This window comes from Flavobacterium sp. (assembly GCF_043756175.1).
Taxonomy (GTDB): Bacteria; Bacteroidota; Bacteroidia; order Flavobacteriales; family Flavobacteriaceae; genus Flavobacterium.
In genome coordinates this window covers 1-14,535 of record NZ_JAYURN010000070.1, presented here as the reverse complement: position 1 = coordinate 14,535, position 14,535 = coordinate 1, and the positions used below count along the sequence as shown (strand labels likewise).

Below are 14,535 nucleotides of genomic sequence, written 5' to 3'. Positions count from 1 at the left end.
ATGATGTTTAGTTAATTTTTTAAGATTGCAAATATACAACTATTTATGATACAAGCAAGTTGGGATTAATTTTTTTAATTTATTTTTTGAAATAATCATTCTTATTTATTTCAATGTGAGCTAAAAACATTTTGAATGAGGTAGTTTTATTAAAAAAACCATTTCATATATAACGAAATGGTTTTTGTATTAATATTTTTAATCGATCTTATCCCAACAAATTTAAAACTACATTAGGAAATAATCCCAAAGTAATATTTAATATTAAAGCTACAACAGCCACGATTTGATACATTACAGGAACTTTAGGTAAAGATTGTTCGTTGTCTTTTGTGTACATCGCAAGGATTATTTTAAAATAATAACCCACACTTATAATAGAACTTATAATCGCTACAATAACTACAACCAACCAACCTGTATGCATCAATTGATTTAGTAAGAAAAATTTTGCAAAGAAACCTGATAATATAGGAATTCCTGCCATAGACAACAAGGAAGCTGTTAATATTCCAGCTAATAATGGGTGTGATTTTCCAAAACCATTAAAACTATCAATCGTTTCGTTTTCTTTGTCTTTAGTCACATAAATTACAATTGCAAAAAATGCAATCCCCGCAATTGCATAAGCTGAAGCATAATATAATAAGGTGCTCGCAGCGTTATTCATTAACAAAAGAGTAGAAACCATAAAACCTGCGTGCGATATTCCTGAAAAAGCAAACATACGTTTTACATTATTTTGACGCAATGCCATAATATTTCCTAAAACCATTGATGCAATTGCTACACAAACAATAATGAGTTGAAGAGAATAATTCTGGTTTGGCATAAGAGCCGTTACTAACTTGTATAATGTTGCCATCGCCACAATTTTAGCCAAACTACTCATAGTTGCAGTAGTAAGAGCAGGAGCTCCTTCGTAAACATCCGGTGCCCAAAAATGGAAAGGAACAGTTGCAATTTTGAACAGCATTCCTATTAACAAAAATATAATGCCTATAAAATACCATTGTGGATAATTTGTACTGTGAATTATTTGTGATATTGAATTCAAATCGAAACTTCCAGTTGCGCCATATATCAAACAGATTCCGAAAAGTATAATTCCTGAAGCGAACGAACCCATAAGGAAATATTTCATTCCTGCTTCATTACTTTTTAAATTTAATCGATTGCTTGCTGCTAGAATATATAGAGAAATAGATAAAACTTCGATTCCTAAGAAGAACATAGACAAGTTTCCGAAAGAAACCATAGCTACTGCTCCTGCTAAAAGAAATACTTTTATTCCTACATAATCGGAGATTTTAGTTGCTTGCTCTTTATAAAACTCATGACTTAGTGCCACTAAAAAGACAGTAATTAGAATAAATAGACTTGAAAATGCTACCGAAAATTTATCAACAACCATCATATTATTATAATAAGTACCTAGATGATTATAAGTAGATATGTTAAAACCTAAAATAACTAAAAGTCCAATGATTGTAATTGGGACAATTATTTTTCTTGCATTAAAAATCTCTGCAATAAGTGACAATATCCCTAATCCTGATATGTATATAAGAGTATTCATTCTTTATATTTCTTTTTTATATTACTGAATTCAAAAAATTATGAACTCTAAATTTTATTAATTTTTGTCACTATTTCTTGTAATGCAGGCGTAATCAAATCTGTGATTGGTTTTGGAAACAATCCAAAAAACAACAATACAACAATTATTACTACGAAAACAATCGTTTCGTTTGTCGTTATCGATTGAAATACTTTTGCATTCGCTTCGCCCAACATAACGTGTTGAAACATTTTTAGCATATAAACCGCACCTAATATAATCGTTGTTCCTGCAATAACTGCAAACCAAATATTAGCACTGTATAAACTGTATAGTAAAGTAAATTCTCCAACAAAATTGAATGTTCCTGGCAATGCAACCGAAGCCAACATGATTATCATAAACATCGAAGCAAATTTATTATCTTGAATTCTGATTCCGCCCATTTCAGCAATTTCTTGTGTATTGAAACGTCTTTCTATTACTTCGGCAGCAAAGAAAAGTCCCACAACTACAAATCCGTGAGCAATCATTTGTAAAACTGCACCACGCAAACCATCTAAAGTTAAGGTATAAGCTCCGGCGGCAATTAAACCAACGTGAGCAAGTGATGAATAAGCCAATAATTTTTTAATGTTTTTTTGTTTTAAAGCGACTATCGAACCATATACAACCCCTGCAACACTCAATCCAATAAGAATTGTCATATATGTTTTTGCAGCGAAAGGAGCTATTGGCAATTGCCAACGAATGACACTATACAATCCCATTTTTAGCATGATTCCTGAAAGCAACATCGTACCAACTGTTGGTGATTTTTTATACACATTTGCTTGCCAAGTATGAAAAGGGATAATTGGAATTTTGATAGCGTAAGCCAAAAATAGGGCTAAGAATATCCAAAATTGTTCTTGATCGGTTAAATGTACAGCATACAAATCTCCAATCATTAAACTTCCTGCTTTTTGGAATAAATACATAAATGCAACTAGCATAAACAATGAACCCGCTAAAGTATAGATGAAGAATTTAATTACTGCTTTTTTACGATCTTCAGCATCTCCGTTACCCCAAACAAGTGCTATAAAATAAATTGGGATTAATGACAATTCCCAAAAAATGTAATACAAGAAAGCATCTGCACTAAGAAATGTTCCTACCATTGCAAATGACATAAACAATACTAAGGCATAGAAATTTTTGCTGTTTTTATATTCATTCCCGAAAGAAGAAAATATAATTATTGATGTTAAAACTGTCGTTAGAAGTAGCATCGCCAATGATAAACCATCAACTTTTAAAGCAATATATAAGTTAGGATTAGAAATCCAATTCGCTATAAAATCAGAATTTATTCCGTGATTGTATTGATTTAATATAAATATTGATCCAACAATTGACGCTAAACTGAAAAACAAAGCTACTGTTTTAGCAAATTTATCTCCTGCAAAATAAGTTGCCACAGCACCGAATAATAAAAATATGAGTATAAATGATACGTTCATTGTGTGTAATTATTAAACTAAAAATAAATAAATAAATATCGAACAAACTCCCAATACAAAAGCAAAAAGATACAATCCTATGCTTCCATTTTGAACTAATTTTCCTTGATTTCCAATTTCGTTTGTTATTTTCCCTAAACCGAAAACAAATCCAGAAACCGCAGTTTCAATGTATTTTCTGAAGAAATGTGATACTTTATATAATGGATTTACGATAACTGCATCATATATTTCATCTATATAATATTTATTGTATAAAACTTTAGCAACTCCTTTAATTTCAGAATCTTCTGAAGGAACTTCACTATTTTTAATATATTTAAAATAAGCAATTCCAATTCCGACTAAAGCACCAACGGTCGCAACTGCCATTAGCATATAAGCAGTTCCATCTAAATGGTGTTCTGCATGACCAACTTTACCAAATAATGGTGCTAAATAATGATTTAACCAACTGTTTCCTGGCAAACTAATAAGTCCGCCAATAGCAGCCAAAAATGCTAAAATTATTAATGGAATAGTAATTAAACTAGGACTTTCGTGTAAATGATTTTTTTGTGCATCAGTTCCTCTAAATTCTTTGAAGAATGTCAAATACATTAATCGAAACATATAAAATGCAGTCATGATAGAAGCTATCGAACCAATAATCCAAAGAATCATATTTCCGTGGAAAGCTGTCATTAAAATTTCATCTTTAGACCAGAATCCTGCAAAAGGAAAGATTCCTGAAATTGCCAAAGTCGAAATCATCATCGTCCAAAATGTAATTGGCATATATTTTTTCAAACCACCCATTTTGCGCATATCTTGTTCTCCATGTAAAGCATGAATTACAGATCCAGAACCTAAGAACAAACAAGCTTTGAAGAAAGCATGTGTGATAACATGGAAAACGGCTACTTCATAAGCACCAAGACCCAATGCTAAAAACATTAATCCCAATTGTGAAACGGTAGAATAAGCCAATACTTTTTTAATGTCATTTTGAACCAATCCTATCGAAGCAGCTACAATGGCAGTAATTGCTCCAATAATTGCCATTATATCTTGAACATACGGTGCTAAATCGAATAAGAAATTCATTCTGGTTACCATAAAAATACCAGCGGTAACCATCGTCGCAGCATGAATTAATGCCGAAACCGGAGTTGGTCCAGCCATCGCGTCTGGCAACCAAGTATATAATGGAATTTGTGCTGATTTTCCACAAGCTCCAATGAATAGACATAGAGCAGCGATAGATAATAATGGATTTGATAAAATATCACTATTTGATAAAATGCCGCTTTTTAAAGTAGCGTAATCTAAAGTATTGAATAAATATCCTAGAATAAATATCCCAATCAACAAACCTAAATCACCAATTCTGTTCATGATAAAAGCTTTTTTGGCTGCATCATTATACTCTTGATTTTTATACCAAAAACCAATTAGTAAATAAGAACACAATCCAACACCTTCCCAACCAATGAACATTACCAATAAATTACTTCCTATGACCAATGTGATCATGAAAAACACAAACAGATTCAAATACGCAAAAAACTTGTGCATATTCTCATCATCGTGCATATAAGAAATAGAATACAAATGAATTAATGTCCCAATTCCAGTCACGAACAACAACCAAAGAATAGACAATTGGTCTAATAAAAATGAGAAGTTAACATTGAATTTCTCTAAAGAAATCCATTGAAACAAATCAATTTGAATTGGTTTCACATTCGATTGAATAAGTGCAAAGAAGTATGTAGTTGCGTAAAATGATATCAGAATCGATAATGTTCCTATAGCTCCTACAATGGTTTTTCCTGCTTTTTTTCCAAGAAAAACATTAAATAAAAATCCACAAAGTGGCGCTAACAATAATACTAAAGCTAAATTTTTTTCCATTAGTATTTATCCTTTTAAGTTTTTTAAATTATCGATATCAATAGAACTTAAATTTCTATAAATCGATACTAATATTGCCAATCCTACGGCAACTTCGGCAGCAGCCACAGCCATCGAGAAGAATACAAAAACTTGTCCTTGCGCATCTTGATGAAAAGTTGAAAATGCTACAAAAAGTAAATTAACTGCATTGAGCATAATTTCGATAGACATAAACATAATAATGGCATTTCGTCGGTACAAAACCCCGAAAATTCCGATACAGAACAAAATCACACACAAAAAGATGTAATTTTCAATTCCTATTTCTACTAATATATTATTCATTTTATTGAATTGATTTTTCTTTTTTAGACAATAACACTACACCCATCATTGCTACTAATAACAATACAGAAGCAAATTCGAAAGGCACCATATATTCATTAAGTAATACTTTACCCAAAACTTTTATTGATTGAAAATCCTGACCAGAAGTTCTATAAGATTCAATTTTCGGCATAGCTTTTATGAAAACGGCTAACATCACATAACAAACCAATCCAAAGGATACGGCTGCTGCCAATTTTGATGCGATTTTTTTATGAGGCTCGCCTTCTTCGTTCAAATTCATCAACATAATCGTGAATAAAAACAAAACCATAATGGCTCCAGAATACACTATAATATGAACGATAGCTAAAAATTGTGCGTTAAATAATAAATAATGACCTGCAACACTAAAGAAGCAAATCACCAAATAAATAGCACTATGAATAGGGTTTTTACTAATGATAGTTAAAAATGCAGTCGACAATGTGATGGCCGACAAAAAGTAGAAAATAATTAATAAGGTACTCATGAGTTAGCGTTTTTAAGTTGTGCATTTTGCATTGCGATATCTAAAGGCATAACTAGTTTGTCTTTACCAAAAATAAAATCTTCACGCTCATAGCTTGAAGGCACGAGCACTTTTGAAGTTGTTAAGTAAATGGCATCTTTTGGGCAAGCTTCTTCACACAAACCACAAAAAATACAACGCAACATATTTATTTCATATATTTCAGCGTATTTTTCTTCACGGTACAAGTGTTTTTCAGTCGCTTTTCTTTCGGCAGCTTTCATTGTAATGGCTTCTGCAGGACAAGACAGTGCACACAAACCACAAGCAGTACAGTTTTCACGGCCTTGTTCATCACGCTTCAACATGTGTTGACCACGATATACGGGACTCATCTCGCGCACTTGCTCGGGATAATGAATCGTTACTTTTTTTCTAAAAAAGTGCTTGATTGTAATAAGTAATCCTTTTACAATCGCCACAAGATAAAGGCTTTCTAAAAAAGTCATCTCCTTGTTGGAAACTTGTTTTTTTCTACCCGATAATGAAATACTTTGTATATCCATTCTGTTTATTATTATTTTTTAGGAGCTATTTCCTGCTATTCGTTACAATCTGTCATTGCGAGGAACGAAGCAATCTATTCAAGATTTTTCATTCGCAATAACAGGATTTCCACTGCTATCAGGGCTAGGGCATTCCAGTATTATTAATCTTTATTTTTTATAACCAATTCTATTTCTTTCTATTGTGTTTTCTTTTTTGTCAATTAATTCATCTAAATAACTAAAAACCAATTCGATGTTTTTGTCGTGATTGATTAATTTTTTCTTAATCATATCAACTTCTAATTTTAAATTCAAATTATCTATCAAGAAATCTCGTAAACTAACAAAAACTTCAATAATCTTAATACTCATTTCAGTTGCTCTTTCACTTTTTAGAACATTTGATAATTGCAAAACACCGTGTTCTGTAAAAGCGTATGGCAATTTCCTACTTCCTCCCCAACTTGAAGTCGCAATTTGCGACTTCAAGATTTCATATTCATTTTTGTCTAATTGAAACATAAAATGTTCAGGAAATTTTAATACGTTCCTCTTTACTTGTTCATTAATTCTTTTAGTTTCTACTTGATAAAGTTCCGCTAAATCGATATCTAACATTACTTTTAGACCTCTAATCAGATAGATTTTGTTTTGAATAATTTCATTTGGAATAATTGTCAATCTATTTTCCATCTTATTGATTTTCAATGGTATCGCAAAATGCGATACCTTTAGTTTTTATTTAATTAAATAGATCTAAAACTTTGTAAAATCAATTAAATATAATTAAACTTACTTAAACAACAACAAACAAATTCCCGTAACCATAATATTTAAAATCGCTAATGGAATTAAAATTTTCCAACCCAAATGCATTAATTGGTCATATCTAAAACGTGGAATCGTCCAGCGAACCCACATATAAAAGAAAATAAAGCCACAGATTTTAATAAACAAAGCTAAGAAACCTAAAATATTAGCAGTATTAACTCCAACGTTTTCAACCATCCATTGCATTCCTGGATAATTGTATCCTCCGAAGAATAAAACAGCTAAAATGGCTGATGAGATAAACATATTCGCATATTCAGCAAATAAATAAAATCCCATTTTCATAGAAGAATATTCTGTATGGTAACCACCAATTAATTCACTTTCGCATTCTGCTAAGTCAAAAGGTGTTCTGTTTGTTTCTGCAAAAGCACAAATTAAAAAGATTAAAAACGAAACGGGTTGGTAAAATACATTCCAATTCATTCCCGCTTGTTGTGCTGATATTTCTCTCAAGCTCAATGTACCAGTCATCATCAATAAAGCAATCATAGACAATCCCATGGCTACTTCATACGAAACCATTTGCGATGCCGCACGAACCGCTCCCATTAAGGAAAATTTATTATTTGATGCCCAACCACCAATCATGATACCGTAAACTCCAACAGAAACTACTGCAAAAATGTACAATAAAGCATTGTCAATATCAGTTGCTTGTAATAATATATCTCTACCAAAAAGATGTAATTTATCTCCCCAAGGTATCACTGCACTGGTCATCAAGGCTGTACTCATAGCAATGGCTGGCCCTACGACAAACAAAAATTTATTGGGTGTGTTAGGAGAAAATTCTTCTTTCGAAAATAGTTTTAATCCATCGGCAAGGGGTTGTAATAATCCGCCCCAACCGGCACGATTTGGTCCAACTCTATCTTGCAAAAATGCAGCTACTTTACGCTCTGCCCAAGTAGAATACATGGCCATAATCATTGTTAAAGCAAAAACTACAACAATGACAACGCTTTTTTCTATTATAAATGCACTATCCATTTTTCTTTGAATCTATAAGGTTGCCATCAATTTTTTCGTTGTAATCAATCTCAGACATACTAATTTTTTTATGGTCAATTTCTCTACCTTCTAATATTAATTTTTCAGTATCAATAACTACTTTGTCCGTTTTTCCGAAGTATTTATTTTGATTGATAACCGAATCTTTTTCGAATTCACGTGGGCCTTCAATAGTCCAATCATTAACCTCTTTATGGTCGAAACGACAGCCGTTACAGATAAATTCTTCTACTTCATGGTACACATCTTTACGACCAGTTACCCTTTGAATTTCTCCACCAAACATCCAAACGGTTGTTTTTCCGCAACATTTGTCACAATCTCTGTGTGCATTGTATGGTTTATTGAACCAAACTCTCGATTTGAATCGAAATGTTTTATCGGTTAATGCACCAACAGGACAAACATCAATCATATTTCCAGAGAATTCATTGTCAATTGCTTTAGAAATGCATGTTGAAATATTGGCGTGATCTCCACGATCCATCACACCATGAACCCTATCATCAGTCAATTGGTCTGCTACTTGAACACACCTTTGACATAAAATACAACGGTTCATGTGTAGTTGAATATTTGGGCCAATATCTTCTGGCTCAAATGTTCTTTTTTCTTCGATGAAACGAGATTTTGGATTTCCGTGTTCGAAACTTAAATTCTGTAAATCACATTCTCCGGCTTGATCACAAACTGGACAATCTAACGGGTGGTTAATTAACAAAAATTCTGTTACCGATTTTCTTGCCTCTTGAACCCTTGGAGAAGCTTTACTGGCTATTTCCATTCCGTCTTGACAACCAGTTACACAAGATGCCATTAATTTAGGCATGGGTCTTGGATCTGCTTCGCTACCTTTTGTTACATCAACCAAACAACAACGGCATTTACCGCCGCTACCTTCTAGTTTTGAGTAATAACACATGGCTGGCGGCACTACTTCGCCTCCAATCATTCGTGCTGCTTGCAATATGGTTGTTCCTGGTGCTACTTCTACACTTTGTCCGTCTATGGTTACTTTCATTTACCAATATTTAACTCCTACGGAGTAATTTTTATTCTTCGATATAATCTGTTTGTGGGATATTTTTATCTTCACAATATTTTTCTGCTTCCGAATCATTTATAAAATAACTATCACAAAATTCTTCAAATTCTTTTTCTGTCGATTTTGAATATTTTTCATTTGCCATCATTAATTTTTCGGTTTGTTCTATAAATTTCTCAAAATCGATATTAATTTTACATAATTTATCAATGGTTTTAAAATCTAAATCTTTATACCTTGCTTGAAATAGTATTTTACTTTCATACGGATTTGTTTTTAATAATATAACACCAATTCCAAACGACTGATTGAGGCGTTCCATTTCTTCTTTTATATTGTCGCTAACTTCAAAAGCAACCAAATATCCATAATTCGCCCAACTTGAATTTGAAACAGCTTGAAAAAAACATTTTTTTAACTCGTAATCGGTGTTTATTTCTTTTTTAATTTCGTATGATGTCAATTTAAAAGTGTCAATTCGATTAACTGCTTTCAAAAATGTTTGACTTACGTTTGTTTGTAATTTCAAAAATCTAATTCCCACCATATCTGGGTGAACCCATTTCTGGTGTTCGTCGCTCCTGTTGGATTGTTCGTGAAAAATAGTTTTAGAAAACTCCCCCGATGCTTTTAAAAAACTACTCAAGAGTTTGTGTAAATCTCTTTCCTCGTAAGTTTTACTTTTTATTTCTTTTTGAGTTTTTACTTCTTTTGGCGTTTCATTTTCAGTATTTAAACTTGCTTCATTTTTGGATAAATAATATACAAAAAAACCATTTTCTTTTTTAATTCTTTTTACTCTTGCATCCTCGTTTCTAATAAAATGACCTAATTGTGCTGATACTGTACCTGCGGGTGTTTTACTTCCGCCAAAATCATAATATTTTTTTGCATTTATATAATTGTAAACTTCAATCGAAGTTACAAGATTGTTTAGTTCTTCTAAACTTATTATTACTGCTTCTTTTATTGTCATTTTATACTTATTTTAACTCTTTTTAACTCTTGCAGGGTTTGAAACCCTGTTAGGGTATTTAGAGTCAAACTATTTTAAATTTCTTGTTTTACTATCAAATGCTTCACTTTCTCAAATGGCTCATTCACAAAGTGGTCTCTATTTTTTATTTTTTCCGGAAAACGAACATGGTATTCAAACTCCTCTCTAAAATGGCGAATCGCTGCTGCCACTGGCCAAGCTGCTGCATCGCCTAAAGGACAAATTGTATTTCCTTCTATTTTACTTTGAATGCTCAATAGTAAATCGATGTCTTCTTCACGGCCATGACCGTTTTCTATTCTGTGTAATATTTTTTCCATCCAACCTGTGCCTTCACGGCAAGGTGTACATTGACCGCAAGATTCATGGTGGTAAAAACGAGAGAAATTCCATGTGTTACGAACAATACAAGCTCTGTCATCATATACGATAAACCCGCCTGAACCTAACATGGAACCTGTAGGAAAACCTCCATCTGACAAACTTTCGTAAGACATTAAACGGTCTTCATTATTGGCGGTTTTGTATATTAAATGAGCTGGTAAAATGGGTACTGAACTTCCTCCCGGAACTAATGCTTTTAGAGGCCTATCGGTTGCCATACCACCCAAATATTCGTCGGAATTCATAAATTCAAATACAGACAATCCCATTTCGATTTCGTAAACCCCAGGATTTTTAATATTTCCTGAAGCAGAAATTAATTTGGTTCCTGTAGAACGACCTATTCCTATTTCGGCATAAGAAGCTCCTGAATTATTCACAATCCAAGGCACAGCAGCGATAGTTTCTACGTTATTTACAACAGTTGGATTCCCCCAAAGTCCAGATACTGCTGGAAATGGTGGTTTGATACGAGGATTTCCTCTTTTTCCTTCTAATGATTCGATTAATGCAGTTTCTTCACCACAAATGTAAGCTCCTCCTCCAATTTGAACATATAAATCCAAATCGTAGCCAGTTCCTAAAATGTTTTTACCCAACCAACCGGCAGCTTTTGCTTCGGCAATGGCTCTTTCTAAAATTTTATACACCCACATATATTCTCCACGAATATAAATGTAAGATAAGTTTGCACCCAAGGCATAACTAGAAGTTATCATTCCTTCGATTAATAAATGAGGAATAAATTCCATCAAATATCGGTCTTTGAATGTTCCTGGTTCAGATTCATCTGCATTACAAACCAAATGACGTGGTTTCCCCGATTTCTTATCGATAAAACTCCATTTCATTCCCGCTGGAAATCCTGCTCCTCCACGACCACGTATTCCAGAAGTTTTTACTTCTTCTACAACTTCGTCTGGTGTTAACGTTTTTAGTGCTTTCTCTACTGATGCATAACCGCCTTCACGACGATATACTTCGTAAGTTCTAATCCCTGGAACGTTTATTTTGTCTAATAATATTTTTTTTGACATCTTATTTATCGTGTAATATTATTTTATTGTCTTTACAATCAGTAATTAACTGATCGATTTTTTCTTCTGTCAAGTGTTCTTTATAGAAATCGCCTAGTTGCATCATTGGGGCATAACCACAAGCACCTAAACATTCTACACCACGAACTTCAAACAATCCGTCTTGAGTTGGTTCGCCAACTTTTACACCTAATTTATTGCAGGTATAATCCATTAAATCTTCTACTCCATTTAAACAACAAGGTGAAGTTTGACAAAATTCGAACATATATTTACCAATAGGTCTTCTATTATACATGGTATAAAAAGAAACAACTTCGTATACTTCTACGGGTTTGATATATAAAATTTCAGCTACTTTGTCTTGCAATTCGATACTCAGCCAATTGTCGTGAGCATCTTGCACTTCGTGCAAAACAGGCAATAAGGCTGATTTTCTTTTATCTTCTGGATAATGACTGCACAATTCATTGATACGCGTCATCAAAGCTTCCGTGATATTGATATTTTGTTTGATCTGTGTTTTTTCCATAATTATTAAGCGTCTAATTCGCCCGCAATTACATTAAGGCTTGATAATATTACGATAGCATCCGATAATAATGCTCCTTTAATCATTTCTGGATAAGCTTGATAGTATATAAAACAAGGACGACGGAAATGTAATCTGTACGGTGTACGACTTCCATCGGTAGTTAAATAAAATCCTAATTCTCCGTTTCCTCCTTCTACAGCGTGATAAATTTCAGCTACTGGAACAGGAACCTCTCCCATCACAATTTTGAAGTGATAAATTAATGATTCCATATTATGGTACACATCTTCTTTTGGAGGAAGGTAATAATCTGGAACTTCTGCATGGTACACATTTCCTTCTGGCATTTTAGTTAATGCTTGACGAATGATGCTTAAACTTTCCCAAACTTCGGCATTACGAACACAAAAACGGTCGTACGTATCACCTGATTTTCCTACTGGAATGATGAATTCAAAATCTTCATATGACGAATACGGTTCAGAAACACGAACATCATAATCGATAGCCGCCGCACGTAAATTTGGACCTGTAAATCCATACGCCATAGCTTGTTCAGCAGAAATAGCACCTACATTTACCGTTCTATCAATAAAGATTCTATTTCTTTCGAAAAGATTTTCAAATTCTTTCCAACAAGCTGGAAATTCTTCTAAGAAGGTATTTAATAATTCGAAAGCTTTTGGTGACCAATCTCTTTCGAAACCGCCAATTCTTCCCATATTTGTTGTAAGACGAGCACCACAAATTTCTTCGTAGATTTCGTAAATTTTCTCTCTAAATTGGAATACGTATAAAAACCCTGTATAGGCTCCAGTATCGACACCCAAAATCGAATTACATATAATATGATCCGTTATACGCGCTAATTCCATTACAATAACTCTTAAATATTGTGCGCGCTTAGGCACTTCAATATCTAATAATTTTTCTAATGTCATCCACCAAGCCATATTATTGATAGGCGAAGAACAATAGTTCATTCTGTCTGTCAACGGAGTGATTTGATAAAAAGGACGGTTTTCGGCAATTTTTTCGAACGCACGATGAATATAACCAATGGTTGGTTCGGCATCAACTATACGTTCACCATCCATCAACAAGATATTTTGAAAAATACCGTGAGTGGCTGGGTGAGTAGGTCCTAAATTCAAGATCGAAAGCTCGCTTCCATCTTCGTTTAGTTTCTCTTTAATTATTTTAGCATAGCGATGCTCTGGTGGTAATAATAGTTCTGACATTTTATAATGTTGAATTATTTATTTTTATGAATTTGATGGTGTTCTACCAAAAAATCTGTCGTCTTTGTCTGTTCTTCCTGAATCTTCCATTGGAAATTCTTTTCTCATCGGAAAAGATACCATTTCGTCCATATTCAAGATTCTTTTTAATTGTGGATGGCCTATAAAATTGATCCCGTAGAAATCATAGGTTTCACGTTCCATCCAATTGGCACACAAGAAAATATTTGAAATTGTTTTTATTTCAGGAGTTTCTCCATTAATAAAACTTTTGATTCTGATTCTTTTATTTTCAATCCAATTGTGCAAATGATATACTACAGCGAATTGTTCGTTCACAGGGCTATCTGGATAATGAATACCGCACAAATCGGTTAAAAAGTGGAAATTTAAAGACTCTTCATTCTTCAAAAATAAAATCACTGAAGTCATTTTATCAGATGCCACTTCGAAAGTAAAAATGTCTTTTTCTTGACGAAAATTCACGACACTTTCTCCGAAAGTTTCTGTTAAATTATCTTGAATTTGGGTGTTTTCTAAAGCCATGTTCTTATTTAATGTTATAAGATGCTAATAGTTCTTGATATTCTGGTGAGCTACGACGACGAACAGATTCAGACTTAACTAATTCTTGCAAACGCATTACTCCATCTACAATTTGTTCTGGTCTTGGCGGACAACCTGGCACATAAACATCTACTGGAATTACTTTGTCTATTCCTTGTAAAACAGAATAGGTATCGAAAATCCCTCCTGAAGATGCACAAGCTCCAACTGCGATTACCCAACGAGGCTCTGCCATTTGTTCGTAAACTTGACGTAAAATAGGCGCCATTTTTTTCGAAATGGTTCCCATAACCATTAGCATGTCTGCTTGGCGAGGAGAGAAACTTACTCTTTCTGACCCAAAACGCGCTAAATCGTAATGAGAAGCCATAGTAGCCATAAACTCGATTCCGCAACAAGAAGTTGCAAACGGCAAAGGCCAAAGTGAATTGGCACGAGCTAAACCTACGACATCGTTGAGTTTGGTGGCGAAAAAACCTTCTCCGACAACTCCTTCTGGTGCTTCTACTATATTTGTTTCCATTTCTAATATTAGATTTTAAATTTTAAATATT

Annotated in this window: 15 protein-coding genes; all 15 read right to left on the bottom strand. The window is 33.3% G+C overall.

Annotated elements, in window-relative coordinates; all coding sequences use genetic code 11:
• Positions 1 to 208: 208 nt before the first annotated feature.
• Entirely contained in the window at positions 209 to 1,579 is a 1,371-nt protein-coding gene (locus ACH2BP_RS05410) for an NADH-quinone oxidoreductase subunit N (protein ID WP_395057775.1), read from the bottom strand.
• 47 nt (positions 1,580 to 1,626) lie between these two features.
• On the bottom strand, positions 1,627 to 3,066 hold the full coding sequence (locus ACH2BP_RS05405; protein WP_395057773.1) for a NuoM family protein: 1,440 nt from the start codon (positions 3,064 to 3,066) through the stop codon (positions 1,627 to 1,629).
• Positions 3,067 to 3,078: 12 nt separating this feature from the next.
• A complete protein-coding gene (gene nuoL, locus ACH2BP_RS05400; protein WP_395057771.1) occupies positions 3,079 to 4,962 on the bottom strand; it encodes an NADH-quinone oxidoreductase subunit L in 1,884 nt (627 codons plus the stop codon).
• Between the two features lie 6 nt (positions 4,963 to 4,968).
• Complete coding sequence (gene nuoK / locus ACH2BP_RS05395) at positions 4,969 to 5,289, bottom strand: NADH-quinone oxidoreductase subunit NuoK (RefSeq protein WP_395057769.1); 321 nt, start codon at positions 5,287 to 5,289, stop codon at positions 4,969 to 4,971.
• 1 nt (position 5,290) lies between these two features.
• On the bottom strand, positions 5,291 to 5,803 hold the full coding sequence (locus ACH2BP_RS05390) for an NADH-quinone oxidoreductase subunit J (RefSeq protein ID WP_395057767.1): 513 nt from the start codon (positions 5,801 to 5,803) through the stop codon (positions 5,291 to 5,293).
• Positions 5,800 to 6,348, bottom strand: a complete 549-nt coding sequence (locus ACH2BP_RS05385) for a NuoI/complex I 23 kDa subunit family protein (protein ID WP_395057765.1) — start codon at positions 6,346 to 6,348, stop codon at positions 5,800 to 5,802. The genes ACH2BP_RS05390 and ACH2BP_RS05385 overlap by 4 nt, the downstream gene beginning before the upstream one ends.
• A gap of 150 nt (positions 6,349 to 6,498) precedes the next feature.
• On the bottom strand, positions 6,499 to 7,023 hold the full coding sequence (locus ACH2BP_RS05380) for an ORF6N domain-containing protein (protein ID WP_395057763.1): 525 nt from the start codon (positions 7,021 to 7,023) through the stop codon (positions 6,499 to 6,501).
• 99 nt (positions 7,024 to 7,122) lie between these two features.
• Positions 7,123 to 8,154, bottom strand: a complete 1,032-nt coding sequence (gene nuoH, locus ACH2BP_RS05375) for an NADH-quinone oxidoreductase subunit NuoH (protein WP_395057761.1) — start codon at positions 8,152 to 8,154, stop codon at positions 7,123 to 7,125.
• The gene (locus tag ACH2BP_RS05370) at positions 8,147 to 9,196 is read right to left on the bottom strand and encodes a 2Fe-2S iron-sulfur cluster-binding protein (protein WP_395057759.1); all 1,050 of its coding nucleotides are present in this window, start codon (positions 9,194 to 9,196) and stop codon (positions 8,147 to 8,149) included. Before ACH2BP_RS05370 ends, nuoH begins: the two co-directional genes overlap by 8 nt.
• 31 nt (positions 9,197 to 9,227) lie before the next feature.
• A complete protein-coding gene (locus ACH2BP_RS05365) occupies positions 9,228 to 10,196 on the bottom strand; it encodes a hypothetical protein (RefSeq protein WP_395057757.1) in 969 nt (322 codons plus the stop codon).
• Positions 10,197 to 10,270: 74 nt separating this feature from the next.
• Positions 10,271 to 11,638 (bottom strand): NADH-quinone oxidoreductase subunit NuoF, encoded by a 1,368-nt coding sequence (gene nuoF, locus ACH2BP_RS05360; RefSeq protein WP_395057755.1) that lies wholly within the window; start codon positions 11,636 to 11,638, stop codon positions 10,271 to 10,273.
• Position 11,639: 1 nt separating this feature from the next.
• On the bottom strand, positions 11,640 to 12,170 hold the full coding sequence (locus ACH2BP_RS05355; RefSeq protein ID WP_395057753.1) for a complex I 24 kDa subunit family protein: 531 nt from the start codon (positions 12,168 to 12,170) through the stop codon (positions 11,640 to 11,642).
• 5 nt (positions 12,171 to 12,175) lie between these two features.
• A complete protein-coding gene (locus tag ACH2BP_RS05350; protein WP_395057751.1) occupies positions 12,176 to 13,414 on the bottom strand; it encodes an NADH-quinone oxidoreductase subunit D in 1,239 nt (412 codons plus the stop codon).
• A 24-nt stretch (positions 13,415 to 13,438) separates the two neighbouring features.
• Positions 13,439 to 13,960 (bottom strand): NADH-quinone oxidoreductase subunit C, encoded by a 522-nt coding sequence (locus ACH2BP_RS05345; RefSeq protein ID WP_395057749.1) that lies wholly within the window; start codon positions 13,958 to 13,960, stop codon positions 13,439 to 13,441.
• A gap of 4 nt (positions 13,961 to 13,964) precedes the next feature.
• Complete coding sequence (locus tag ACH2BP_RS05340; RefSeq protein WP_395057747.1) at positions 13,965 to 14,504, bottom strand: NADH-quinone oxidoreductase subunit B; 540 nt, start codon at positions 14,502 to 14,504, stop codon at positions 13,965 to 13,967.
• Positions 14,505 to 14,535: the final 31 nt, after the last annotated feature.